This is a genomic window from Brevundimonas sp. BH3, assembly GCF_045345115.1.
Lineage (GTDB): Bacteria > Pseudomonadota > Alphaproteobacteria > Caulobacterales > Caulobacteraceae > Brevundimonas.
In genome coordinates this window covers 1855177-1880586 of sequence record NZ_CP150796.1, presented here as the reverse complement: position 1 = coordinate 1880586, position 25410 = coordinate 1855177, and the positions used below count along the sequence as shown (strand labels likewise).

At 58.1% G+C, this 25410-nt stretch carries 26 protein-coding genes; 9 read left to right on the top strand and 17 right to left on the bottom strand.

The window, feature by feature from the left end:
* Window position 1: 1 nt before the first annotated feature.
* Window positions 2-217: a DUF4287 domain-containing protein gene (locus tag WEU32_RS09195; protein WP_406851684.1), complete on the bottom strand. Its 216-nt coding sequence runs from the start codon at window positions 215-217 to the stop codon at window positions 2-4.
* A gap of 119 nt (window positions 218-336) precedes the next feature.
* Here WEU32_RS09195 and WEU32_RS09190 point away from each other — a divergent pair, with 119 nt between their 5' ends.
* Genes WEU32_RS09190 through WEU32_RS09180 form a run of 3 tightly spaced genes read left to right on the top strand, consistent with a single transcriptional unit; the run spans window position 337 to window position 1595 of the window.
* The gene (locus tag WEU32_RS09190) at window positions 337-756 is read left to right on the top strand and encodes a hypothetical protein (RefSeq protein WP_312136758.1); all 420 of its coding nucleotides are present in this window, start codon (window positions 337-339) and stop codon (window positions 754-756) included.
* A gap of 27 nt (window positions 757-783) precedes the next feature.
* Window positions 784-1311, top strand: coding sequence for an RNA polymerase sigma factor (locus WEU32_RS09185; protein ID WP_312812693.1), 528 nt, complete (start codon window positions 784-786; stop codon window positions 1309-1311).
* The gene (locus WEU32_RS09180) at window positions 1308-1595 is read left to right on the top strand and encodes a hypothetical protein (protein ID WP_406851683.1); all 288 of its coding nucleotides are present in this window, start codon (window positions 1308-1310) and stop codon (window positions 1593-1595) included. The genes WEU32_RS09185 and WEU32_RS09180 overlap by 4 nt, the downstream gene beginning before the upstream one ends.
* 4 nt (window positions 1596-1599) lie before the next feature.
* On the opposite strand, the gene WEU32_RS09175 is transcribed toward WEU32_RS09180, so the two are convergent.
* Window positions 1600-1863 carry a hypothetical protein gene (locus tag WEU32_RS09175; protein WP_406851682.1) on the bottom strand — a complete coding sequence of 88 codons (264 nt, stop codon included), beginning with the start codon at window positions 1861-1863 and terminating at the stop codon, window positions 1600-1602.
* A gap of 61 nt (window positions 1864-1924) precedes the next feature.
* Here WEU32_RS09175 and WEU32_RS09170 point away from each other — a divergent pair, with 61 nt between their 5' ends.
* Both WEU32_RS09170 and WEU32_RS09165 read left to right on the top strand, forming a co-directional pair.
* On the top strand, window positions 1925-2971 hold the full coding sequence (locus WEU32_RS09170) for an NAD(P)H-dependent flavin oxidoreductase (protein ID WP_406851681.1): 1047 nt from the start codon (window positions 1925-1927) through the stop codon (window positions 2969-2971).
* 134 nt (window positions 2972-3105) lie between these two features.
* Window positions 3106-3558 (top strand): GNAT family N-acetyltransferase, encoded by a 453-nt coding sequence (locus tag WEU32_RS09165; RefSeq protein WP_406851680.1) that lies wholly within the window; start codon window positions 3106-3108, stop codon window positions 3556-3558.
* Window positions 3559-3612: 54 nt separating this feature from the next.
* Here the strand turns inward: WEU32_RS09165 and WEU32_RS09160 are convergent, their stop codons facing one another.
* The 4 genes from WEU32_RS09160 to WEU32_RS09145 form a co-directional block, all read right to left on the bottom strand.
* Window positions 3613-4308, bottom strand: a complete 696-nt coding sequence (locus tag WEU32_RS09160; protein ID WP_406851679.1) for a pirin family protein — start codon at window positions 4306-4308, stop codon at window positions 3613-3615.
* 140 nt (window positions 4309-4448) lie between these two features.
* Entirely contained in the window at window positions 4449-4805 is a 357-nt protein-coding gene (locus WEU32_RS09155) for a hypothetical protein (protein WP_406851678.1), read from the bottom strand.
* A 213-nt stretch (window positions 4806-5018) separates the two neighbouring features.
* Window positions 5019-6104 (bottom strand): chorismate synthase, encoded by a 1086-nt coding sequence (aroC, locus tag WEU32_RS09150; protein ID WP_406851677.1) that lies wholly within the window; start codon window positions 6102-6104, stop codon window positions 5019-5021.
* Window positions 6105-6115: 11 nt separating this feature from the next.
* Window positions 6116-6829 carry a J domain-containing protein gene (locus WEU32_RS09145; protein WP_406851676.1) on the bottom strand — a complete coding sequence of 238 codons (714 nt, stop codon included), beginning with the start codon at window positions 6827-6829 and terminating at the stop codon, window positions 6116-6118.
* Between the two features lie 117 nt (window positions 6830-6946).
* On the opposite strand from WEU32_RS09145, the gene pdxH reads away from it, so the two are divergent.
* The gene (gene pdxH / locus WEU32_RS09140; RefSeq protein WP_406851675.1) at window positions 6947-7609 is read left to right on the top strand and encodes a pyridoxamine 5'-phosphate oxidase; all 663 of its coding nucleotides are present in this window, start codon (window positions 6947-6949) and stop codon (window positions 7607-7609) included.
* 3 nt (window positions 7610-7612) lie between these two features.
* Here pdxH and WEU32_RS09135 read toward each other — a convergent pair whose 3' ends face one another.
* Complete coding sequence (locus WEU32_RS09135; RefSeq protein ID WP_406851674.1) at window positions 7613-8215, bottom strand: TetR/AcrR family transcriptional regulator; 603 nt, start codon at window positions 8213-8215, stop codon at window positions 7613-7615.
* Between the two features lie 171 nt (window positions 8216-8386).
* On the bottom strand, window positions 8387-9028 hold the full coding sequence (gene udk, locus WEU32_RS09130) for a uridine kinase (protein ID WP_312136781.1): 642 nt from the start codon (window positions 9026-9028) through the stop codon (window positions 8387-8389).
* A gap of 187 nt (window positions 9029-9215) precedes the next feature.
* On the opposite strand from udk, the gene WEU32_RS09125 reads away from it, so the two are divergent.
* Complete coding sequence (locus WEU32_RS09125; protein ID WP_406851673.1) at window positions 9216-10844, top strand: long-chain-fatty-acid--CoA ligase; 1629 nt, start codon at window positions 9216-9218, stop codon at window positions 10842-10844.
* Window positions 10845-10865: 21 nt separating this feature from the next.
* Window positions 10866-11549 (top strand): DUF1499 domain-containing protein, encoded by a 684-nt coding sequence (locus WEU32_RS09120; protein WP_406851672.1) that lies wholly within the window; start codon window positions 10866-10868, stop codon window positions 11547-11549.
* A 4-nt stretch (window positions 11550-11553) separates the two neighbouring features.
* Here the strand turns inward: WEU32_RS09120 and WEU32_RS09115 are convergent, their stop codons facing one another.
* Together WEU32_RS09115 and WEU32_RS09110 are read right to left on the bottom strand one after the other, a co-directional pair.
* A complete protein-coding gene (locus WEU32_RS09115) occupies window positions 11554-12465 on the bottom strand; it encodes an MBL fold metallo-hydrolase (protein ID WP_406851671.1) in 912 nt (303 codons plus the stop codon).
* 21 nt (window positions 12466-12486) lie between these two features.
* Window positions 12487-13044 (bottom strand): hypothetical protein, encoded by a 558-nt coding sequence (locus WEU32_RS09110; protein WP_406851670.1) that lies wholly within the window; start codon window positions 13042-13044, stop codon window positions 12487-12489.
* A gap of 236 nt (window positions 13045-13280) precedes the next feature.
* Between WEU32_RS09110 and WEU32_RS09105 the strand changes: the two genes are divergently transcribed.
* Complete coding sequence (locus WEU32_RS09105) at window positions 13281-16316, top strand: TonB-dependent receptor domain-containing protein (protein ID WP_406851669.1); 3036 nt, start codon at window positions 13281-13283, stop codon at window positions 16314-16316.
* Window positions 16317-16450: 134 nt separating this feature from the next.
* On the opposite strand, the gene metH is transcribed toward WEU32_RS09105, so the two are convergent.
* The 7 genes from metH to ettA form a co-directional block, all read right to left on the bottom strand.
* The gene (gene metH, locus WEU32_RS09100; protein WP_406851668.1) at window positions 16451-19111 is read right to left on the bottom strand and encodes a methionine synthase; all 2661 of its coding nucleotides are present in this window, start codon (window positions 19109-19111) and stop codon (window positions 16451-16453) included.
* The gene (locus WEU32_RS09095) at window positions 19111-19479 is read right to left on the bottom strand and encodes a DUF6508 domain-containing protein (protein WP_406851667.1); all 369 of its coding nucleotides are present in this window, start codon (window positions 19477-19479) and stop codon (window positions 19111-19113) included. Before WEU32_RS09095 ends, metH begins: the two co-directional genes overlap by 1 nt.
* A complete protein-coding gene (locus tag WEU32_RS09090) occupies window positions 19479-20549 on the bottom strand; it encodes a homocysteine S-methyltransferase family protein (protein WP_406851666.1) in 1071 nt (356 codons plus the stop codon). The genes WEU32_RS09095 and WEU32_RS09090 overlap by 1 nt, the downstream gene beginning before the upstream one ends.
* 1 nt (window position 20550) lies before the next feature.
* Entirely contained in the window at window positions 20551-21495 is a 945-nt protein-coding gene (gene metF / locus WEU32_RS09085) for a methylenetetrahydrofolate reductase [NAD(P)H] (RefSeq protein WP_312136799.1), read from the bottom strand.
* A 1-nt stretch (window position 21496) separates the two neighbouring features.
* The gene (locus WEU32_RS09080; RefSeq protein WP_312812730.1) at window positions 21497-22459 is read right to left on the bottom strand and encodes a metalloregulator ArsR/SmtB family transcription factor; all 963 of its coding nucleotides are present in this window, start codon (window positions 22457-22459) and stop codon (window positions 21497-21499) included.
* 141 nt (window positions 22460-22600) lie between these two features.
* Window positions 22601-23524: a 2-hydroxyacid dehydrogenase gene (locus tag WEU32_RS09075; RefSeq protein ID WP_312136803.1), complete on the bottom strand. Its 924-nt coding sequence runs from the start codon at window positions 23522-23524 to the stop codon at window positions 22601-22603.
* Window positions 23525-23631: 107 nt separating this feature from the next.
* The gene (gene ettA / locus WEU32_RS09070; protein WP_312812732.1) at window positions 23632-25299 is read right to left on the bottom strand and encodes an energy-dependent translational throttle protein EttA; all 1668 of its coding nucleotides are present in this window, start codon (window positions 25297-25299) and stop codon (window positions 23632-23634) included.
* Between the last annotated feature and the right edge of the window lie 111 nt (window positions 25300-25410).

Sequence of the window (25410 nt, the reverse complement as noted above, 5' to 3'; positions counted from 1 at the left end):
CCTATTTCAGGCCGTCTTCAGCTAGGGTGTAGGCCACAACGGCATTGGCGTGGCCGTGGCCCATCTCGTGGTCGCGCTTTAAAATCTCGACCAGTTCCATGTGCTTGGCCGGATAGGCACTACGCACAACGCCCTGCCATTCCGAAATAGGATGGCCATATTTCTTCTCGATGGAGGGGAAATAGGATGCAGGGCCTTTGACCTTATCTTCGCTCATGGCTGAACCTTCTTGGGCTTGAAGCAGGGTTTTTTGATGCGGGCACTGCATCCAAATGCCCTTGCGGTGACGACTAACTGACGAAACAAGGTTTTCGAAGGTTTGAAAAGGGTCGCGCTATGGGCTGGGTTTTCTGGGTGCTGGTGTTTTCGGTGCCGCTATTCGGCATTGTCTATGCTGCGTTCACATCCTTCCTCAAATACCGACAGCACCGTGCCATGCTGGACGTTCTCAAAGTCTATGCCGAGCGGGGAGAGGCTCCGCCGCAAGAGGTGCTGACGGCACTGACCAACGGCTTTTCGCTGGCGGAAGAAGGTGTGAATGCGCCGAACCGCATTCCAACGACACCGTCAAAAGCGCAGGGGCCAATGCACTACTGGTCGCTGGTCGGGCTGTTTGCAGTTTTTGCACTGGGCTTTGGTTATGCGGCCTCGATCAGTGGAGTAGCGGCGACCGGGTATATGATCGTGTCGTTTACGATGGGGGCGGTCATGGTTTGGGCGTTGGTGATGGCGCTGGCCCTGACATTCAAGAAATAGGGACGAGTATAGCGGGGCGCTGAACCAATGACACCGCAGGAAATCCGTTGGCTGGCCGAGGCACAGGCCGGATCGGACATGGCCTATGGACGGCTTGTGGTGGCGCATCAGTCTGTGGTGCGCGGCTTCCTGCGCCGGATACTGGGCAGCGGCTGGGCCGATGCCGACGATGTTGCTCAGGATGTGTTTGTCCAGGCGTGGCAGGGGCTACATACGGTGCTTCAGCCCGAAAGGTTTCGTTCATGGCTGATCGGCATCGCTTGGCGCAGGGCCCAAGATCATATCCGCAGCAACCAGCGCCGCGCCCGCCGCGATCAGGACTGGCTGCAATCCTTGTCCACACCCGAAGGTGTCAGTGCCGAGGAACGGTTGTCGATGGAAAAGGCGATGGCCGATTTGCCCGCAGATGTGCGGGCCTGTGTGGCGCTGTCCTTGGCCGAAGGCTGGAGCCATGCCGAGATTTGCGCCTCTTTGGGTATTCCGCTGGGGACGGTAAAATCCCATCTTTCCAGAGGACGCGAGCGTTTGTTGAAGGCGTTGGGAGAACCATCATGAGCCCCGAGCAAAAGCTGCAAGCCCTGTTTGCGGCATCAAAACCGCCCGCACAGGATTACGGGTTCGAGATCGCGGTTCTGGAACGCATCGCCAAACGCCGTGCGATTGACCGCTTTACCTATCTGGCCATGTGGGTTGTGGTTATGGGCGGCGTTTTGGCGGCGGTGTTCTGGGCGATCGAGGCCGGACGTGTGGCGTCGCTGGTGCCGATCGTATCCGCCATTGCCGCGTGTGGTGTGTCTGCACTGGTGGTGTGGACGATGGGGCGGGCGAGGGCGCTTTAAAGCCCTAACAGGCCTTACCCTGTTGCTGGCGACGTTCACAGCGGCGGGCTTCGCGTTCGGCCTCGCGCTGCTCGCGTTCGCGTTTTTCGCGTAGTTCTTCGTCAGAGGTATGCGCGGCATCGATGCCTGCGCCAACTACCGTGCCGGTTACTTTTGCGGCTCCACCTACAACTGCAGCACCTGCGCCCACAACAGCACCGGCGACGCATCCTTGTAGGAGCAGGGCGGCCATGATGACGCACGAACAGCGTATGATTGCGGTTGTCATGGAGTAGGCCTTTAAAGTTACAGGTCTGGAAGGGGCAGTTGACTGAATAGAGGTAGCGGGAATGAGTTGGGCTGCAAACCTCGGCCTTGAAGTGCCGATCATTCAGGCCCCGATGGCGGGTGTATCAACACCTGCTATGGCGGCTGCTGTCTGCGAGGCGGGCGGTCTGGGTTCGCTGGGGCTGGGTGCCGCGGATACTGCAAGTGCAGCCTCTATGATGCAAGCGGTGCGGGACCAGACGGCGCGCCCCTATCAAGTCAACCTGTTCGTGCATGCCGATCCTAAGCTGCAACCGCATATCGAGGCGGCTTGGCTGGATTATTTGGCCCCGTATTTTCAGCGCTTTGGAGCTGAGCCACCCAAGAAACTTCGAACCATCTATGACAGTTTTCTTGGTAACGAGGCCATGCTGGAGGTTGTTCTGGAGGCGGCCCCTGCGGTGGTTAGTTTCCATTTTGGATTGCCCGATGCCGCGCAGGTTGCGGCCCTCAAGGCCAAGGGGTGCCTGTTGATGGCCAGCGCCACCTGTCTGGACGAGGCCATGGCTGCAAGGAATGCGGGAATGGATGCCGTTGTGGCCCAAGGCTATGAAGCGGGCGGGCACCGTGGAATGTTCGATCCCGATATGCCCGACAGTCGTCTGTCCATGGGGAATCTTACGCGATTGCTGGTGAAAGAAGCCGGTCTGCCGGTCATAGCCGCAGGCGGTATTATGGATGGCCGTGATGTACGGGCCGCTCTGGATATGGGGGCGGTGGCGGCCCAGATGGGCACGGCTTTTGTCGGCTGTGATGAAAGCGCCGCCGATGATGCCTATCGCGCGGCTCTGTTCAGTGATGCGGCCCGCCATACGGTGATGACGCGGGTGATTTCGGGGCGTCCGGCGCGTTGTCTGTCCAATGGATTTACAGCTCTGGATCAGGGGCAAGATGCCTTGGTGGCGGACTATCCCCGCGCCTATGATGCGGGCAAGGCGCTCAATCAGGCGGCGAAATCGGCGGGCGACGGCAGGTTTGGCGCGCAATGGGCGGGGCAGGGCGCACCAAGGGCGCGGGCTATGTCGGCAACGCAGTTGATGGCGCAACTTAAAACCGAATTGACCTTATGAAGCTGGCGCGGCTAACCTGCCGCAAATCGCGACGGAGATTTATGCGCAGAGAAACAATTTGAGCCACCCGAAAGGGTTCGCCAGCGCTCCGCATGGAGGCGCTGATTTTCTGTGTTTAATCTTTGGAATTTCACATGATCGAGAACTTGTCGATCCGCCCGTTCGTCGCGGGCACGGATACATCACACCTGTCTGACATCTGGTTCAGGGCATCTATGATCGCCCACGACTTTATCGGCGAACATACCCTGCGCGAGCAGAAGTCGCTGATGGAGGCGGTTTATCTGCCTATGGCCAACACCATGGTGGCCTGCCTGGATAACCGGCCTGTCGGTTTTGCCAGTTTGATGGACGATCACATCGCGGCCCTGTTTGTTGACCCTGACTGTCAGGGGCAGGGCATAGGCAAGGCCTTGCTGCGCCATGTCGAAAACGGCCGAAATGCACTGTCGCTAGAGGTTTATACCGACAATGAGAGTGCGGTCGGCTTTTATCGGGCCATGGGTTTTGCGGTGGTCAGCACCCGTGAAACCGATGATCAGGGTCTGCCGCATCCGAATGCGAAAATGCTCTGGAACAGGGCCTAAACAAAAAGGGGGACACCGATGGTGTCCCCCTGATGCTGTAAGGCGTCGAGCCCGTTACAGGCTGTCGACCATGACCAGTTCGGCGTCTTCGCTGGCGGTGATGGTGATGGTGGCTTCATCGACGATGCCTGCGCCATCGCGGGCGTTCAACGTGGTGCCGTTCACATCCACCTTGCCGACTGCCGGAACCAGATAGGCGCGGCGACCGGCGGCCAGATCATAGGACAGGCTTTCACCGGCCTTGAGGGTCGCAGCCAGAACGCGGGCGTCGGCATTGATCATCAGGGCTTCGTCGGCAGGGTTGCCCGAGGCGACGATGGTGAACTGACCCGAGCGGTCGGCCTTGGGGAACTCGCGCTGACCCCACGAAGGCTGTGCACCCGGACGATCCGTTTCGATCCAGATCTGGAACAGCGTCGTCAGCTCGTTCTCCATGTTGTACTCGGCATGGCGAACACCCGTGCCAGCGCTCATGACCTGAACGTCGCCAGCACCCGTGCGGCCTTGGTTGCCCATGGAGTCCTGATGGGTGATGGCCCCCGTGCGGACATAGGTGATGATTTCCATGTCGGCGTGCGGGTGGGGCGGGAAGCCCGACTTCGGACCGATCTCGTCATCATTCCAGACGCGCAGACGGCCCCAGCCCATACGGTTCGGATCGTAATAGTTGGCGAACGAGAAGTGGTGCTTGGCATTCAGCCAGCCGTGGTTGGCGCCACCGAGGGTATTGAAAGGACGGACATCGATCATGGTGATCTCCCTAACGCTTAAGTGTGCAGCGCGTTGCTGCTTCGTTGAGAGCTATATAAGGAACAGTTACTGTTACGAATAGAGGTGTGGCGATCACGGATTGTAACAGCGTGATAGGATTGTTGGTGTATTAGATGTGTTCAGCCCTTGTAAGTAAAATAGGATCCCGCGCCGTAGTCAAAAAAATCTACCTGACCATTGTGCTTAATAGTTAGTTCAAAGTGATGAGAGCTTCCATAGTCAAAGCCATCATACTTATCGCCTGACTTGTGTTTTAGTTGTATGTGGCAGCTCTCGCCGTAGTGGAACAAGTTCGGGATTGTTCCACTAAAATGAGCGCCTTTTGTATAGTCGAAGGCAGTCAACGACTGTCCGTTAAAACTAGCTACGATATTATGGTAACTGCCTGCTGAAAAGTCATATACAGACGACACATTACGTTTGCCGTGATGGCTGAGAGCGGCGGCCACAATAGCCGCTCGAACATGTGGTTTCATGGATCACTCTTGGTTTTATTTCCCTCAGAGTGTCATCAACTGATGTTCTTGTAAATATGGTCGCGCGAAGGGTTCTTGGGCGTAACGCTGACGCAGAAACGCGTACATCACACCTGCTGAGATTTAATTATTATGATGATTGTAGGCACCGCTTAAAAGCGGCCTACGCTTCGCTGTGGTGTGGCTGGGTAACTTGCTATTTTAGGCTATCTATTATCCCACCTGCGCCCTTTGGCGCAGCTTTGCATCCGCCAGCACAATCGCTGCCATAGCTTCCACCACCGGAACGCCGCGCAGAGCCACGCACGGGTCGTGGCGGCCCTTGGTGCGCAAGTCTACTTCGGTGCCGTCGCGGTTGATGGTCTGGCGGTGGGTGAGGATGGATGAGGTGGGTTTGAAGGCCACGCGGGCGGTGACGGGCTGGCCCGTCGAGATGCCGCCGAGGATGCCGCCCGCCTTGTTCGACAGGAAGACCGGCTCGTCATCGGGGCCGATACGCATCTCGTCGGCGTTTTCCTCGCCGGACAGCATGGCAGCCTCGAAGCCCGCGCCGATTTCCACGCCTTTGACGGCGTTGATGGTCATCAGCCCTGCGGCCAGTTCGCTATCCAGTTTCGCATAGAGCGGTGCGCCCCATCCGGCGGGAACGCCGGTGACTTCCAGCGCCACGATTGCGCCGATGCTGGAACCGGCTTTGCGGACGGTGTCCAGATAGGCTTCCCATTCCGGCACCACTTCGTTCGAGGCGGCGAACAGGGCGTTGTCGTAAACGGCGCTGAAGTCGATCCGGTCGTCAGGGATGCGGTGCGGACCAAGCTGCACCACGCCCGCGCGGATCTGGATGCTGTCGCCTAGAACCTTGCGCGCTACGGCACCGGCCGCCACGCGGCTGGCGGTTTCGCGGGCCGACGAGCGGCCACCGCCGCGATAGTCGCGCACGCCGTATTTGGCCTGATAGGCAAAGTCGGCATGACCGGGGCGGAAGGCGTGGGCGATCTCGCCATAGTCCTTGGAGCGCTGGTCGGTGTTTTCGATCATCAGGCTGATTGGGGTGCCGGTGGTGACAGGGCCGCTACCGTCGTCAAACACACCAGACAGGATTTTCACCGCGTCGGCCTCTTGGCGCTGGGTGACAAAGCGGCTGCCGCCCGGTTTGCGCTGGTCGAGGAAGGGTTGGATGTCCGCTTCGGTCAGCGGGATCAGCGGCGGGCAGCCGTCAACGACGACGCCAATAGCCGGCCCGTGGCTTTCGCCCCAGGTGGTGATGCGGAACAGGTGACCGAAGCTGTTATGTGACATGAGGCTAGGGCTTAAGCCGCTACGGCCTGTGTCGTCCAGAGCTGAGTGAAGCGATGGTGACGATCTTGTGTCTCGGTGAGGCTTTCAGGCTTGGCTTCCAGCGACACAAACAGGTCACCGACAGGGCGCGAACCGCGCGCAGGAAGGCCCAAACCTTCGAAGCGCAACCTGACCGGCGAGGTCATATCCGGTACCAGCCAAGCCGATTTTGGGCCGACGGGGGTGTCAAACTCGACCCGACCGCCATCGCGCACCAGATGGGCCTCGATGCGGGTCTGATAGAACAGGTCGGAGCCGAAAACCGACAGCCCATCGCGGGGTCTGATTTTCACCGGCACAGTCATCAGGTCTTTGAGGCGCAGCTGGTCGCCATGCCTCAGGCCCGGGGCAAGGCGAACACGGTACAGGCGGTCATCGACATAAAGGCTGGTAATGCCGCCCTTTAAGGCCTGCATCGGCGAGATAACGATCTCGGGATCGGGGCGGACAACACGCAGTGCGGATGCCTGTGGCCCCTCCAGCAGCAATCGCTGACCTGATTGTTGTTGCAGCAGGTGGTAGGCATCGACCACATAGCGGAATAGCACCACATCGCCGTTTGGCTGATCGGGGTGGACCGCCTTGGCGACGCGGCGGAACGCAGCCGACAGCTCGGCCGGACTGACCGGACCTGTCAGGTCCAGTATCCGGTAGGCGTCCAGAACTGTGAGTGGCCTTGCGCTCATGGACCCTACACTGACCCCATATGGTCAAGAGGGTGTTAACCGTAATCATCTTCTGTAAAGCTGATGAACGACGTTCAATATTTGGGCAAATCGCGTCGGGCGGGCTATAAGCGAGCTATGAGTCACTCCGCCATCCCCCCCAGCCCGTCACGCGACGAATACGAAGCCCAACTGGTTCGCAATTCGGATGACAGCATTTTTGAAGGTGCTGATCCGTTCGCCATCTTTGCCGACTGGCTGAAGGAGGCGGGCGCGACCGAGCCGAATGATCCCAATGCCATGACACTTGCCACTGTGGATGCGTCGGGTATGCCGGATGCACGGATTGTGTTGCTGAAGGATATGGATGCGCGCGGATTTACGTTCTTCTCCAACCTTGAAAGCGCCAAGGGACAGGATCTGGCGACGCATCCGGTTGCGGCTCTTGTATTCCACTGGAAGTCCCTGCGTCGTCAGGTGCGAGTGCGCGGTGTGATAGAGCCTGTGACAGCGGCAGAGGCCGATGCCTATTTTGCCAGCCGTGCCCGTGAAAGCCGCATCGGTGCATGGGCGTCGTCGCAGTCTCGTCTGCTGGAAAACCGTCAGGTACTGGAACAGCGCGTGATTGAGGAAACCGAGCGCTTCGAGGGGAAGGACGTCTCGCGTCCGCCGCACTGGTCGGGTTGGCGTCTGGTGCCTGTGTCGATCGAGTTCTGGCGCGATCGGAAATATCGTTTGCACGACCGCATGCGGTTCGTGAAGCAGGGCGATGCGTGGATTATTGAGCGTCTATATCCGTAAGGCTTATGTACCGTAGCGAGCCCAGAAGGTCTCTACGGCATCTTCGGCAATAGCGCTGGCGCTACGGGCCTGTACCGGATCCTTGCCCGAGGCCAGCGGAAGCAGAAGAACCGGATGTTCGATCATGCCTAGTAGCTGGCTAACGGCCCAGCTGGGCTTTTCGAGCTTAATGAGGCCATTGGCGCTCATGGTTTCGAACATAGTAATCAGGGCGTGGGCGATATCGCCGCGGCCCCTGTCGAAAAAATCTATGGCTTGCGTGTTGAAGCGCGGGCGTTCGGCCACGATCAGACGAAACATTTTCCGCACAAAGCTGTCGGACAGAAATTCAGTATATCGGGTCAGATAGTCCGTCAGCATGGCTCTGTCAGGTGTTGCAGTGTTCACCAGAGGGCCAACGCGGTCATAAAATTCTTTGGCGGCCGCTTCGATAACGGCCTCGAACAATGCGGCCTTGCTGGGAAAGAAAGTATAGAGCGTTGCCGTCGATACACCGGCAGAGCGGGCAATGGGTTCTATTCGTGCCGCAGCATACCCGTCGGCCACGAAGCGCAGTCTGGCTTCGCGGATGATTGCATGAACGCGGGGGTCCTGTGGGGAAGACATTTGCTGTTCACCGGATTGTTGCCCTATGAATAACAGTGATCCAGCTTTGCCGTAAGTGCAAGCGTAGCGATGTTATTTAATATCGTGAAATAATATAACAATCCGTAGTTTAAATGCGCCTTGGCCGGAGCATTCGTGGTTCTGATCTGGGCGCAACTATTAGTCGCGTGGCTATTTGAATGCTGCAAGCAGGGGGTGTGCGAGAACGGGTGCAACCAGTCGCATAACCGCATCATGGTCGACCAAGCGGACAGCAGCGGTCGTATCGGCGACGATAAAGTCAGCATGAATGCGTGATGGCTGGGTAAAGGCCTCATGCCCCGGTCTGACAGTCAGCAGGTACTGGTTGACCACTGAATCCGCTGTGCGGCCGCGCTCGATCTGGTCGCGCAGCAGGCGGCGTATAAAACGGATATCGGCAGGCGTATCGACAAAGACCTTGATGTCGAACAGAGCCGTCAATGCCGGATTGCACAACAGGTGCGTACCTTCGATCACCACTACATCGGCAGCTTTGACCATCTCGCCGCCTTCTTCGCGACCGTGGGTGATGAAGGAATAGAGGGGAGCGACAATGTCGTGACCGTCTTTCAGGGCTTGCAGGTCGTGGACCAACAGATCGTGATCACGGGAATCGACGTGATCGAAATCATGAGTTGCCGGATCGAAACCGGGGACCGAAGCAGCATCCCGATAATAGGAATCTTCGCGCAACAGTGTGGCCTTGCCTTCGGGAAGGCAGGAAATCAGGGCTTCGGCAAGGGTGGACTTGCCCGAACCCGAGCCGCCGGTGATCGCAATCAGAATGGTCATGCCGACCTCATCCACTGTCGCAAGGCAGGGCGCAAGACAGCCAAAAGCCGAAAAATACATTTTGTCGCGGCAAACCTGACCTAAGGTCACGTTGCCAGCCCCGCCCTTAATGGCTTAGCGTCCGGTAAAGCGCGGGTCTTTGAACCAAAACAAGCGCAAACGGGACTATATTTATAGAGGGACGCCCATGCTCGGACTCATGCAGGACTGGCCGCTGACGGTTGATCGTATTCTGGACCATGCCAAGGCATGGCATCCGAACCGTGAAGTGGTGACGCGCTCTGTCGAGGGGCCGATTGTGCGGGTGACCTATGCCGAACTGCATGAGCGTGCGCGCAAGGTTTCCAACGTCCTTCAGGCATGGGGCATCCAGCAGGGCGACCGTGTCGCGACTTTGGCATGGAACACCGGCAACCATATGGAAGCCTGGTACGGCATTATGGGGATTGGTGCGGTGTGCCACACGCTCAACCCGCGTCTGTTTCCCGAGCAACTGGTCTATATTATCAACCATGCCGAAGATCGTGTGATCTTTACGGATCTGACTTTCGTACCGCTGCTGGAAGCGATCCTGCCGCATATTCCAAAGGTCGAGCGTTTCGTCATCATGACCGATGCGGCCCATATGCCGCAGACCAAGCTGCCCAATGCCGAGGCCTATGAAAGCCTGATCGACCAAGCGTCTGCGGATGTGAAATGGGGCGACTTTGACGAGCAAACGGCCTGCGGTCTTTGCTATACGTCCGGTACGACGGGCAATCCCAAGGGGGTGCTGTATTCACACCGTTCCAACTTCCTGCACACCCTGATGGGTCTACAGGCGACCGTGCTGGGCGCAACACCGGGGGATGTGATCCTGCCGGTGGTGCCGATGTTCCATGCCAATGCGTGGGGGATCGCCTTTGCCGGTCCTGCGGCGGGCACCAAGCTGGTCATGCCGGGGGCCAAGATGGACGGGGCGTCCATCTATGAATTGCTGGAAACCGAAGGCGTGACCTTCTCGGCGGCGGTGCCGACCGTCTGGCAGGGCCTGTTGCAGCATATGCGCGAGAACAATCTCAAGCTTTCAACGGTGAAGCGGGTCATGATCGGTGGGGCCGCGGCGCCCGAAAGTCTGATCCGCATCTTTAATGACGAGTTCAATGTCGAGGTCGTGCAGGGCTGGGGTATGACCGAAACCTCGCCCATCGGCACAGTTTCCAACATCCTGCCCGAAATGAAGAACTGGTCCTATGACGATCAGGTCAAACAGCGGGTCAAGCAAGGCATGCCGCCGTTGGGAGTCGAACTGAAACTGGTCGATGAAGCTGGCGCAAAACTCCCCCATGACGGCACGACCTTTGGTCGCCTGATGATCAAGGGACCGACCATCTCGCGGGCTTATTTCAAGGGGGACGGCTCCGTTCTGGATGACGGTGGCTATTTCGATACGGGCGATGTGGCCACCATTGATGAATACGGCTTCATGCACATTACCGACCGCGCCAAGGACGTCATCAAATCGGGCGGCGAGTGGATCAGCTCGATCGAGATCGAGAATATTGCCGTAGGTCACGACAAGGTCGAACTGGCCGCTGTGATCGGTGCCGCGCACCCGAAATGGGACGAGCGCCCGCTATTGATCGTCAAGCTCAAGGAAGGCGAAGTCCTCGACAAGCAGGAGCATCTGGACTTCCTCGTTGGCAAGATTGCCAAGTGGTGGATGCCCGATGATGTTGTTGCGGTTGATGAAATTCCGCTTGGCGCCACAGGCAAGATAGACAAGAAGCTACTTCGTGAACGGATGAAGGACTATCGTTTGCCTTCAGCTGGCTAGGCATCTCGGGAAGGTGACAAAATGCAACCGGACAAGAAGCTGACGGTTTGGGCGCGATTGGCCGTGCTGATCGCCTGTATCACGCCGGTCATGGTGCTGGTGGCGGTTTTGGCGACCCGTCTGGGATGGATCAGTCTGGAAACCGGTCTGGGTCTGATAGCCCTTAAACTGGGTTCGATATTGGCATGGGCGGGGCTGGCTGCGGCCCTGCTCTCGGTGCTGCTGATGCTGAAGGACCGTGGTCTGTGGCTCTATGCACTGACGGCCATGTTGGTCGCAGGCGGTACGTTCGGGGTTTATAAGTACCAATTGTCGCGCATCGGGCCTGATCCACGCGATGTCACGACCAATGCCGAGGATCCACCGGGTTTTGGCCGCACCATGCTGTCGGATCGTCGTGCTGCGCGTGTTCTGCCGAGCAGCGCTGTGGCTTGCGAAGGTTTGCAGGCTATCGACAGTCAACTTTCGCCTGATGTTGTCGCATGGGCGTTAAAGCAATCGGGCGTGACAGTGATGGGCTCTTCGCCCTTCCGCGTAGACGGCTGGCAACAGGGGATGTGGTTCGGTATCCAGCATGATGTCACGGTTCGTATCCGTCCGGGGCGTACCGATGTGCGCGTGGCGGCGCGTGACAATATGCCGATCGGGCCACGCGCCTGTGATCTGGCCAAGCGCGTCGTCGCCGAGATGAACGCGCTACGCTAGGCGGCTAGGAAATGTGACCGACCAGATGCCAATGGCCTTGCAGGCTGTTGGCATCGTTCGTTTCTGCACGCCCGTCACGCACCAGTTTTTGCAGATGCGACAGTACCGACAGGCTGGCGGCGGGCCACAGGCTCTGGCTAACGGTGGAATATAGGACCGGCACCATCTGGGCCACGGTGGTGTCACCGGCGGCCAGACGCTCCAGAACCTGAGCCTCGCGCTGCATCCGGTGGGCATGATAGCCCTTCAGGAAAGGTTCGACATCGACAATGGGTGCCCCGTGGGTCGGCCATATCGTGTCGAACCCGCGAACCATGATGGCTTCCAGACTGACCATATAGTCGCTCATATCTCCATCGGGCGGTGCCACAATGGTGGTGGACCAGCCCATGATGTGATCGCCGCTGAACAGGCCGTTCTCTTCACGCAGGGCAAAGCAGATATGGTTCGATGCATGGCCGGGGGTGGCCATAACATCGACCGTCCAGCCATCGCCCTCGATGGCTTCTCCACCATTCAGGATGATATCCGGCGCAAAGCCTTCGTCATGGCTCTCATCCAGACGAAGGCCGTGATTATCCCCGTGTGGCGGCCGTGCGGCATAGATAGGCGCGCCGCCAACGGCCTTGGCGAGGTCGTGCGAAAGAGGCGAGTGGTCCGCATGGGTATGCGTCACCAGAATGTGGCTGACTGTGCGTGGCCCAATGGCGCGGAGCAGGGCGGCCAGATGATCCTGATCCGGCGGACCGGGGTCGATCACGGCGACCTGTGATCCCGCATAGGCCCTGCCCACAATATAGGTACCCGTGCCCGTAAACGTGAACGGGCCCGGATTATTGGCAATCACACGCTCGACCCGCTCCGACAAGCGGTCGCAACGCCCATAGGCAAAATCAAACTCTCTGGTGAACTGCATAAGGCACTCCCGACGCAAGGATCAGCGACGTCTGGATACCCTGATAGCAGAAGAATTTCCCACTGTTAGGAAGTAGCTGTTGAGGCTTCCACGGCGAATGCGGACAGGCGCGCCCTTGCGGGTGTTAAAGTAGGGATTGGTGGTATCGATTTGCACCCATTCGGATCGGTCATCGAGAACGAAGTGCCATTTTCCAATTGGAGAACGAATAGCGGACTCAATTGTGGCGTTGATTTCATTGACGCTTTCGTTCGAATTTTCAAAGAAACTCGGCATTCGAATACGATCGATCCCAAACAGGCTCCGTTGAGTTTCAGCAATTTCATTCTTGTATACGGCTACAAGTTCACCGGCATTAATTTGATTCTTAACTATAAGCGCCTGTGAGTCGAAACAGGCCAATCGTTGAGCTGTGTCGGTAATTTCTAGGCAATTTACCAACAGGTTCATGGCGGATTGACGGTCTTGCGCTGAGGCTGATTGCGAGAAGGCGGGTGTGCAATATATCGCTGATAATATCCCTATATGGGCTAATATAATTCTGTGCTTTGATTTTGTTTTTGTACGATTTTCGTTCATTTCCGCATCTCAAAAATTTTGACCCTGAAAGCGCCCAAACCGAGCGTTGCTAAATTATGACATTATCTGGCCTTTTTCGTTGCCGAAAGTTAATTGCCATAGCCTAACGAGGTTATCTCGTCTTAGTGAGGGTTGTCAGCTGCCCTTCATCTCGATGAATCGGTGGCGGGGAACAGGAGGCGCGGGCTTAGAGAGGGGAACCTCAAGCCGCCTTCCTCATTGGAGGTAAAACCAGAATGAAAACGCTATCGAAACGCGAGCGTTTGCTAGCATCTTCGATTATTGCGGGCGTCGCCGTGATGGGTGGGGTGGGCGTTGCTCAAGCCCAAACGCAACCGCAATCCGAAGAAGTTACCGAAGTATCGCAGATTGTCGTCACGGGTTCGCGTATTCGTGTTCGTGATACGACCGGCACCAGCCCAATCGTAACCGTCGGTGCGGAGCAACTTGAGGAAATCGGCTCGGCCAGCATTGAGACCTATCTGAACTCGCTGCCACAGTTGTCTCCGTCGCTGACCAAAACCAACAACAACCCGTCGTCGGGTGGTGCTGCGTTCCTTGATCTTCGCCAATTGGGTACTTCGCGCGGCCTGACCTTGGTCAACGGACGTCGTATGGTTCCCGGTTCGTCGAATGGCGCGGTGGATATCTCGATCCTTCCGTCTGGCCTGATGGACCGTGTGGAAATCATCACCGGTGGTGCATCGGCCGTTTACGGCGCAGACGCTGTTTCGGGTGTCGTCAACTTCATTCTCAAAGATGATTTTGAAGGTGTCCAAGTTTCCGCCCAATACGGTATCTCGGGCGAGAGCGACGGCAAGGAAGTCCAGTACAACCTGATGACAGGCGGTGCCTTCGGCGATGGTCGTGGCCACTTCACCTTTGCCGCGTCGCACAATACTCGTGATGGTATTGCTCAAACTGAACGCGATATCTCACGTACGGCCGAGTACTGCTTCAACGATGGCACATGCGTTCCTAACGGTTCGGCGACTACGGGTGATGGCACATTCTCAATTTCGCCAAACGCAGATGCGGCGTCTCTGGGTCACTACAAAGCCTATTTTGCCGGGCTGGGCATGAGCGCTGCAGATCAGACCAACTTGATCTATGGTGGCCAGCGTTTGGGCTTTAACCCAGACGGATCGTTGTTTGTTGCAGGTACCGGTGACGGCACCTGGGGCTATAAGGGGCCGAACACTCAGGGTTGGAACCCTGACGAAATGTTCCTGTACGACTTTAACCCGGTGAACCTTTTGCAGTCGCCGTACGAACGTACGAACATTTACACCACCATTAAGTACGATCTGAACCAGCATGTCGAATTCTATGCTGACGTTCTGTACAGCACCTATTCGAGCTCGAACCAACTGGCTGAGTCGCCAGCAGCATTTGCGATTCCGCTGTCCACCGGTACACTGAGTGCAGATGTTCGTGACTTGCTCATGCAGGCGATTCCTGCACCGGCTTCGGGTGCGGAGCGTTCGTTCACATTGTCGCGTCGTTCCAACGAGCTTGGCCCGCGTACCTATAATTACGACACTGACGCATATCAGGCCAGTGCGGGTCTCCGTGGCGAATTCCAGACCTTCAACGACAAGAATTGGTCGTGGGATCTGTACGGTTCGTTCGGTAAATACAAGAGCTCGCAAGAGTTTGCAGGCTTCCCAGAAGGCAACCGTATTCGAGCGGCTCTCGCCGGTTGCCCGACGGGCTCGCCACTGGGGCCAGTAGGCTCGACTGGCGCGCCTTCGACTTGTGTACCGCTGAATCCGTTCGGCGCAGGCAATATCACGCAAGACCAAGTCGACTACATCATGGCCAAGGGGCAGTTTGCTCACACCACGATCGAGCAAAAGAACCTGGTTGCTTCGATCACGGGTGATCTATTTGATCTGCCGGCAGGTGCAGTTGGTTTCGCTGCTGGTTTGGAATACCGTGATATCGATTACAGCGATGTGCCGCCTGAAGGTGTTCAGACGGGCTCACTGCTAGGCGGTAACGCTGCTGGTCCGGTCTTCGGCGGTTACGATGTGAAGGAAGTGTTCGCGGAAATCCGTGTGCCGATCTTGGCTGATATGCCGTTTGCCAACTACCTTGGTTTCGAAGGTGGATATCGCTACTCGGATTACTCGATCGGCCAACAAACCGAGACGTGGAAAGCTGGTGGTGAATGGGCTCCGGTCGAATGGATGCGTTTCCGCGCATTGCAACAACGCGCCGTTCGTGCGCCGTCGGTTGGTGAGCTGTTCTCGACACGCCAGGAATCGTACCCAGGTGTGACCACGGGTAATCTTGATCCGTGTGACAAGGATAGCGCGGCACGTAACGGTGCCAATGCTGCACAAGTTCTGGCGCTATGTCAGGCTCAGTCGTCGCAAATATCGGCAACTTGGGATTCTGTTGGTACGCAGTACCGTACCTTCTCGGGCGGTAATCAAAACCTCGCTCCAGAAACAGCAGATTCTACCACTATTGGTGCTGTATTCCGCGCGCCTTCGAACTTCCCGGCGTTGCTATCTCCGCTGACGGTTACAGTTGACTACTTCTCTATTGAAATTGAAGATGTCATCTCTTCGATTGGCTTCTCGACTTCATTGTCGCGCTGCTTCAATGCTGATTTCAACCCGAATTTCTCTAACGCGAATGTCTACTGCCAAAACCTGAACCGCGATGCTGAAACAGGCTATCTGACCAATACCGGTCTGAATGGCTTCATTTCGGCTTCGAACGCCAACCTGGCGACGTTCAAAGCTTCGGGCGTTGACTTGGCTGTGAATTGGAACATCACGCCTGCAGACTACGGTATGCCAGCGTGGACAGGTCGTTTGGGTTTTGCAACCCAAGGTACTTGGTATGAAAACCAGCAGTTCCAATCGGATGCTGCTTCGGCCATCTCGGATAACTTCGTGGGCACCATCGGTGATGGTACTCCGGGTGCAACCACCCTGCCGGAGTGGAAGTTCAACACGCGCCTTAGCTGGGCGTATGAAGACTTCTCGGCTTCGCTGCGCTGGGTATTCATCGATAGCGTTATCGACGAAGGTGCGGACGTTGCAAGTGGCGATATCGGCAAGGTTGATGCCTATAACTACTTCTATCTGAGTGGTGCATGGCAAGTGAACGACACCATTGAACTGTTTGGTGGTGTTGATAACTTGTTCGACAAGGATCCGCCGCGTTATGCTAGCGGTTTCCAATTCCAAACTGATCCGTCGACCTATGACGTAATCGGTCGTTACTTCTACATCGGTGCCCGCGCTCGCTTCTAAGCGACGAGGTTTGACTAAGTCGACAAGGGAAGGCGGTAGCTTGGGCTACCGCCTTTTCTGTTGATGAGGGACAAACAAAAAACCTCCGCATCAGGGATGCGGAGGTTTTGATGTTTGGTCTGCAAGTCTGACGCTTAAGCAGGTTGTTCTTGGCCGATCTTACGCGGATCGTAGTTGAGGACGGGGGATAGCCAGCGTTCGGTCGTGGCGATGTCCCAGCCTTTGCGGTCGGCATAGCTTTCGATCTGGTCGCGGTCGATTTTACCGACGCCGAAATAGTGGCTTTCGGGGTGGCCGAAATAGAGGCCGCTGACCGATGCGGGCGGGTTCATCGCAAAGCTTTCCGTTAGCTCCATGCCTGCTTGCGCTTCGGCATCCAACAGGCGGAAAAGTGTAGACTTTTCCGTGTGGTCCGGCTGGGCCGGATAGCCGGGGGCCGGGCGGATACCAAGGTATTTCTCCTCGATCAGGTCCTGAACCGTAGTCTGTTCATCCGGCGCATAGCCCCACAGTGTGGTGCGGACTTCCTTGTGCAGGCGCTCGGCAAAGGCTTCGGCCAGACGGTCGGCCAGGGCGGTGGCCATGATCGACGAATAGTCGTCGCCTGCGTCCTTGAACTCTTTGGCCTTGGCCAGTTCGCCATGTCCCGCGGTGACGGCGAACGCACCGATATAGTCCTCGCCGTCCTCGGCGACGAAGTCCGAGATACACAGGTTCGGCTTGCCGTTGTTCTTGGCGATCTGCTGGCGCAGGCCATGGAAACGGGCGGCCTCGACCGAGCGCGTCTCGTCGGTCCAGACGACGATATCGTCACCACGCGCATTGGCGGGCCAGAAACCGGCGACGCCCTTGGCGGTGTACCACTTCTCGGCAACGATCTTTTCGAGCATGGCGCGGGCATCGCGATAGAGGTCTTGGGCGGCGGTGCCGACGATCTCGTCTTCCAGAATTTGGGGGAAGCGCCCGATCAGTTCCCAACTGGCAAAGAAGGGCGTCCAGTCGATGTGGTCGGCCAGATCTTGTAAATCCCATTCAAAGGTACGGGTGCCAATGAAAGATGGCTTGGGAGCCGGTGTCGGATCTTCAGCCTTGAACCGGTTGGCGCGGGCATCGGGCAGGGCCGCGCGGGCTTTAACCACCTGACCTCGGGCGTATTGTTCGCGGATACGGACATATTCCTCGCGCGTGGCGGCTTCGTTGGCGGTCTTGTCGGTCGGAGACAAAAGGCCTGCCACCACACCCACAGCCCGCGAGGCATCAATCACATAGGTGGTTGAACCTCGCTGATAGGCTGGCTCGATCTTAACGGCGGTGTGGGTGCGGCTGGTGGTGGCTCCGCCGATAAGCAGCGGCAAATTCATGCCGCGACGCTCCATTTCGGCGGCCACAAACACCATTTCATCCAGCGAAGGCGTAATCAGGCCGGACAGGCCCACAATGTCGCAATTGTGGGCGATGGCCTCGTCCAGAATACGGTCGGCAGGCACCATGACGCCAAGGTCTACGACCTCGTAATTGTTGCACTGAAGCACAACGCCGACGATGTTCTTGCCTATATCGTGCACATCACCCTTGACGGTCGCCATCAGGATGCGGCCCGCCGAAGAGCGTTCCTGACCGGCCTTTTCCGCCTCCATATAGGGTTCCAGATAGGCGACGGCTTGTTTCATTACCCGGGCGGATTTCACCACCTGCGGCAGGAACATCTTACCCGCACCGAACAGGTCGCCAACCACGTTCATCCCGTCCATCAGCGGACCCTCGATGACGTGCAGCGGCCGTTCAACGCTTGCGCGGGCTTCTTCGGTGTCTTCGACGATGAACTCGGTGATCCCGTTGACCAGAGCGTGTTCGATACGCTTGTTCACTGGTTGGTCGCGCCATTTCAGGTCGACGACCTTGGCTGCACCTTTTTCGCCCTTATAGGACGGGGCCATGTCCACCAGTCGTTCGGTATTGGACACATTGGTGCGCTGCGGGCGGTTGAGGATCACATCCTCGACGGCTTCACGCAGGGTGGCGTCAATATCGTCATAAACGGGCAGGTCGCCCGCATTGACGATGCCCATGTCCATGCCTGCATTGATGGCGTGATACAGAAAGACTGAGTGGATGGCGCGGCGCACAGGCTCGTTACCACGGAACGAGAACGACACGTTCGAAACGCCGCCCGAAACACGGGCATAGGGCAGAGTGGCCTTAATGACCTTGACCGCCTCGATGAAGTCCACGGCATAGTTGTCGTGTTCTTCAATGCCTGTTGCCACGGCAAAGATATTGGGGTCGAAGATGATGTCTTCTGGCGGGAAGCCGACCTCGTTGACGAGGATATTATAGGCGCGGGTGCAGATTTCGATTTTGCGCGCGGCGGTGTCGGCCTGACCCTGCTCGTCAAAGGCCATGACCACGACGGCGGCCCCGTAACGCAGACATTGCACGGCATGATGACGGAAGGCTTCCTCACCTTCCTTCATCGAGATGGAGTTGACGATCGGCTTGCCCTGAACGCACTTCAAGCCTTCTTCGATCACCTCCCATTTGGAAGAGTCGATCATGATCGGCACGCGCGCGATATCGGGCTCGGCGGCGATCAGGTTCAGGAAGGTACGCATGGCTTTCGGGCCATCCAGAAGGCCTTCGTCCATGTTGACGTCGATGATCTGGGCACCGGCCTCGACCTGCTGGCGGGCCACATCAAGGGCTGCCGTATAGTCGCCCTCGACCACCAGTTTGCGGAACTTGGCCGAGCCAGTGACATTGGTCCGCTCGCCGACATTGATAAAGACAGGACGCATCAGGTGTTATCCAGTTGTGCGAGGCGGCGAACGATGGCGGCGAGGTAGCCCTTGCGGTGGCAAGAGGCGATATGGCCTTCGCTGAAACGTTCCGATCTCACAATATAGGTGGCGTAGCCGAGCAGGGTGGCCTGGTCGGCGGTGGCAATGGTTTCGAGCGAAGGGTTGGCCACTTCGCCCTTTAACAGCCGGTCGTACACATCTGACGGACCGCCAAGGCCGATGGCTCCCAGCGCCCGTTCCCACGCATGGAAGGCGGGACCGTATTTGGCATAGGTGAAACCGGTGCCTGTCTTTTCCCATGTGACAAACTGCTCGTCCGTCGTCGCGGCCAATTCGTCTGCCAGAAGTCTAAGCAGAGTGGTCATCAGGCGACGAGTTCGAACGGTTCCAGACCCGACAGGCGAAGGGCGACAGGACGTTCGGGGATCGCACGCGGCGTCACGCCCGACACTTCATCGGCGATGTGCTTAATGTGCTCAGGCGTGGTGCCGCAGCAGCCGCCGACGATATTGACCAGACCCGACTTGGCCCATTCCTCGATGAAGTGGCCGGTCTCGTGCGGCTGTTCGTCATACTGGCCCATGGCATTGGGGAGGCCTGCGTTCGGATAGGCCGAAACGAGGGTGTCGGCGACGCGCGACAGCTCTGCAATGTGCGGGCGCATCAGTTCGGCCCCCAGCGCACAGTTGAAACCGACAGCGAACGGTTTGGCGTGACGGATCGAGTTCCAGAAGGCCTCTGCGGTCTGGCCGCTAAGGGTGCGGCCCGAACGGTCGGTGATGGTGCCGGAAATCCAGATGGGTAGGGGCTCGTAGCCCTCGTCCTCGAGGTCTTTTACGGCCTTGATGGCCGCCTTGCAGTTCAGGGTGTCGAAGACGGTTTCGATCAGGAACAGGTCCACGCCGCCATCATGCAGGGCCTTGGCCTGCTGCTTATAGGCCTCGTAAACCTCGTCGTATGAAACGGCGCGGAAACCGGGGTCGTTGACGTCGGGGCTGAGCGACAATGTGCGGTTCGTCGGGCCGATGGCACCGGCGACAAAGCGCGGTTTGTGCGGCTCTTTCTCGGTCCAGCGGTCGGCAACCTCACGGCCGAGGCGAGCGCCCTCATAGTTCAGGTCATAGACCGCATCTTCCAGCCCATAATCGCCCTGGGCGATAGTGGTGGCCGAGAAGGTGTTGGTTTCCGAAATATCCGCGCCAACAGAATAATAGACGTCGTGCAGACCTGCCACGATGTCGGGGCGGGTCAGGATCAGCAGGTCGTTATTACCCTTTTGCGGGTGGTTGTGATTGGCAAAGCGCTCACCACGGAAGTCCTCTTCCGTCAGGTTTTCGCGCTGGATCATCACGCCCCAGCTGCCGTCCAGAACCAGAATGCGTTCCTTGGCGGCCTTGTGCAGGGCCGCGATACGCTCCGAGCGGGTGAGGGCCATACTACGCTACCTTATGTTCGCGAACGCCCAGAACGCGGCAGATCGCATAGACCAGATCGGCGCGGTTCAGAGTGTAGAAGTGGAAGTCTTCAAAGCCTTCTTCTTGAAGGCGGGCGCAGGTTTCCGCTGCCACCGAGGCGGCGAGCAGCTTGCGTGTTTCGTGGTCGTCATCCAGTCCGTCGAAATGACCAGCCAGCCAGTCTGGCAGGGCCGTACCGCACGCCGAGGTCATGCGCTGCAGACCGGCAAAGTTCGACACCGGCATGATGCCGGGGATCAGTTTCAGGGTGATGCCTGCCCCGCGAACCTGATCGCGGAAACGCAGGAAGGCATCCATGTCAAAGAAGAACTGGGTCACGGCGCGGGTAGCACCGGCATCCTGTTTGGCCTTTAGAACATCCAGATCGTGCTGGATGGACGGGCTTTCGGGGTGCTTTTCAGGATAGGCACCGACCGTAATATCAAAGCCACCAACGCTGTGAATGGCGCGAGCCAGTTCGGTGGCATTGGCATAGCCGTCAGCGCGCGGGGTGTAGGCCCCGCCGATGCCCGAACTGCCGGGCGGATCACCGCGCAGTGCGACAATGTGGTCTACGCCAATGGACTTATAGCCTTCGATCACCTCGTCCACCTCGGCGCGGCTGGCCTCGACACAGGTCAGGTGGGCGGCAGGGCGCAGGCTGGTTTCGGTGATGATGCGCTGAACCGTGCGGTGGGTGCGCTCGCGCGTGGAGCCGCCCGCACCATAGGTGACAGACACAAAGGCAGGGTTCAGCGGCTCAAGACGACGGATGGCCTTCCACAGATTGGCCTCGGCTTCGTCGGTTTTGGGCGGAAAGAATTCGAACGAGACATTCACCGGACGCTGGTTCGAACCGGCACGGGCCACAGGGCCTAGCGGGGACAGCAACAGGGCGCGGGCTTCGGCGAGGGAGGACGGTGCCATGTCAGGCGCTCTTTCGGACGGTTTCAGCGGCGCGGTTGCCGGTCCAGATATGGACAGTCAGGCCCTCGCGGTCGGGAGGAAGAATGATAGGGGCGGCGGCTTGCAACCCGCTCTGTTCCAGCCAGCCTGCGATTTCCTCATCGGCAAATCCCAGACGGCGGTGTTGGTGTTCTTCGCGCAGCTGTTCGAAATTATGCGGTGCAAAATCAACGATCAACAGACGACCGCCGGGGGCTACCAGACGAGCGGCCTCGGACACTGCGGCAACGGGGTCGTTCAGATAGTGCAGAACCTGATGCACGATCACCAGATCGGCGCTTTCGGCAGGCAGGCGCGTCGAAAAAATGTCGCCGTGACGCAGTTCGACCTTGTCTAGACCCGCCTTGGTGACATTGGCGCGGGCGATGTTCAGCATGTTCTGACTGAGGTCCAGACCGACCGACATCTTGGCCTTTTTGCCCAGCAGGGTAAGCATTCGGCCCGAGCCGGTGCCAAGGTCGACAACGCGGTTGAACGGGCCGGAACCTGCGGCCTGTTCGACGGCTTTTTCGACGTCGGTTTCACAGACATAGAGCGATCGCATTTGGTCCCACTGGGGCGCGACCTGCTCGAAATAGCGGGCGGCATCGGCGGCACGCTCGCTGCGGACTTCTTCGAGGCGGCGATGGTCGGCTTCGCCCTCATCGTCGGCCAGAATATCCAGAACCGTATCGGTCAGGCGGCGGGCTTGTGCATCGTGCGACAGGCGGTAATAGACCCGCGCACCGTCGGGAAAACGCTCGATCAAACCGGCATCGGCCATCAGCTTAAGATGGCGCGAGACACGCGGCTGGCTCTGGTCCAATACGCGCGACAACTCCATGACCGACAGCTCTTCGGCGGCCAGCAGGGAAAGGATACGCAAGCGCGTCGGTTCGCCTGCGGCGCGGAGAATCTCTACGGTCTGATCAGCAGTCAGGTTCATAGCTCATATAAAGATATGTTTATATGATTATGCAAGCTAAAAGGTGAGTGTGTGCGCGTGATTATGCGCAATCACAGCCAAAGTGGCGCAATCTTCGTGCTGGACTACAAAGGCTTACGTCTTGAGGTGGGTAAATTCCACCTAGACAGGCGTGATCAGGGCCTCGCCCGCAAAGTGCGCAGATAAATTCTGGATCAGTAGCATCAGCATACCCTGAACGGCTTCGCTGGTGGCTCCTCCCGTATGCGGGGTGAGGACCAGATTCGGCACATCTGCCCATTGTTCGGAGGGTGTAGGCTCGACCTCGAACACGTCCAGTGCTGCTGCTCCCAAACTGCCATTAGTGAGTGAGGCTATCAGGGCCGTCTCGTCGATCAGTTGCCCGCGCGAAACATTGACCAAAAGTCCGTGTGGACCAATGGCCTTCATTACATCGGCATTGATCATATGGCGGTTATTGTCATCGGCGCGACTGGCCACCACCAGAATATCCGAGCGATTGGCCAGTTCCAGAAGGCTTTCGGCACGGGGCCATTTCACATCCTTGGCATTTGGACCCCACCACGACACCTCCATACCAAAGGCATCGGCGCGGCGGGCAATAGCCTGACCAATGGCACCCAATCCGACAATGCCCAGTTTCTGATGGCGCAGGGAGGGTGTCAGAAGTCGCAATTCAGGCGTCCATTCACCTTTACGCATTAATCGGTCGCCGCTGACGATATTACGACGCGAACCGATTATCAGGCCCATGGCGTGGTCAGCGACATCCTCGTGATTTACGTTCGGGGCATGGGTGACGGGGATATTGTTAGCGCGGCACCAGTCCAGATCGATGCCTTCAAATCCTGCCGTAAAGCACGCCACCAAGGACAGATTAGGCAGTTTTTCAAGTAACTCGCGGCCTAGTGGATATTCACCGGCCGTAATCACTACACGGATATCGGGTGCGGCCTCAGTCGGTGGGCCTTCCCATAGCCGATAGACGTCATAACTGCTTTCGAGGAAAGCGCTGAGCGGACCAAGGTGCCGCGGGGTGATGAGCAGGGCAGGTCTCTGGGTCATAAGTCCAGATTACCCCTGTTATGCCAAATGACCAGTCATAGCGTCAGGCAAAGAAAAACGGCCCCGCCATGAAAGACGGGGCCGCTGATCTTTGGCATCAAAAAGTCTTAGCGACCGAACTTCTGGTGCTGGATACGCTTCGGAATGATGCTGTCTGCACCAAGGCGACGCATCTTGTCCTGTTCGTAGGCTTCGAAGTTACCTTCGAACCATTCCACGTGGCCGTCGCCTTCGAAGGCGAGGATATGGGTGGCCAGACGGTCAAGGAACCAGCGGTCGTGGGAGATGACCACGGCGCAGCCGGCGAACTCTTCCAGAGCCTCTTCGAGGTTCTGCAAGGTTTCGATATCCAGGTCGTTGGTCGGTTCGTCGAGCAGGATTAGGTTGCCACCGGTGGCCAGTGTCTTGGCAAGGTGGACGCGGTTGCGCTCACCGCCGGACAGTTGGCCGACCTTCTTCTGTTGGTCGCCGCCCTTGAAGTTGAACGAGCCGACATAGGCGCGGGTGTTGATCTCGCGCTTGCCGACCATCATGACGTCGGTGCCGCCCGAGATGGCCTGCCAGATGGTGTCGTCCGGCTTCAGGTCATCACGCGACTGGTCAACATAGGCCAGCTTGACGGTTTCACCGACCTTGATCGTGCCGCCATCCGGCTGTTCCTGACCGGTGATCAGCTTGAACATGGTCGACTTACCGGCACCGTTCGGGCCGATAACGCCAACGATACCGTTCGGCGGCAGCTTGAAGGTCAGGTTGTCGAACAGGACCTTGTCGCCGTACGACTTCTTCAGGCCTTCAACTTCCAGAACCACGTTGCCGAGGCGCGGGCCAGGCGGGATCTGGATGTGGGCGAAGGTCTGAGCGCCACGCGAGGCCTCTTGTTCCTCCACCATGCGCTCATAGGCCGCCAGACGGGCTTTCGACTTGGCCTGACGGGCCTTGGCACCCGAGCGGACCCATTCCAGTTCGCGGGTAAGGGCGCGTTGGCGAGCTTCGGATTCAGATTGTTCCTGAACGACGCGCTTCTGCTTGGCTTCCAGCCACGAGGAGTAGTTGCCCTCGTGCGGGTGGCCTTTACCGCGGTCCAGTTCCAGCGTCCACTTGGTCACTTGGTCGAGGAAGTAACGGTCGTGGGTCACGAGGATAACGCAGCCCGGGAAGTTCTCCAGGTGGTGCTGCAGCCATGCGACGGATTCGGCGTCCAGGTGGTTGGTCGGTTCGTCCATCAGCAGCATGTCTGGCTTCGACAGCAGCAGGCGGGCCAGAGCCACGCGACGCTTTTCACCGCCCGACAGGTTGGTCACGGACCAGTCGTCCGGCGGACAACGCAGAGCGCCCATGGCCTGATCGATACGGCTGTCGATGTCCCAGACGTCGGCGGCGTCGATCTTCTCTTGGAGAGAGGTCATCTCTTCCATGAGTTCGTCGGTATAGTTTTCGCCCAGTTCACCCGCGACTTCGTTGAAGCGGTTGACCCACTGCTTTTCTTCGCACCATGCTTCAACGTTTTCGCGAACGTTCAGGTTGTCGTCCAGCTTGGGCTCTTGTTCCAGATAGCCGCGCTTGATGCCATCAGCCGCGCGGGCTTCGCCCTGGAACTCGGTGTCGAGGCCAGCCATGATCTTCAGCAGGGTAGATTTACCCGAGCCGTTGACACCAACAACACCGATCTTGGCGTCGTTATAGAAGCTTAGCCAGATGTTTTCGAAGATCTTTTTGCCGCCAGGGAAGGTCTTGGTCAGACCCTGCATCTGGAAAATATATTGCTGCGCCATACTGGTGCGTCGCGCCCTTGATTCAGAAGAAATGGGAGTGTTGGCAGGGGATGTAGCGATTGGGATGCCAAAGGGCAAATCACAGAGCGCTAATGAGCGGATAAATCCCCA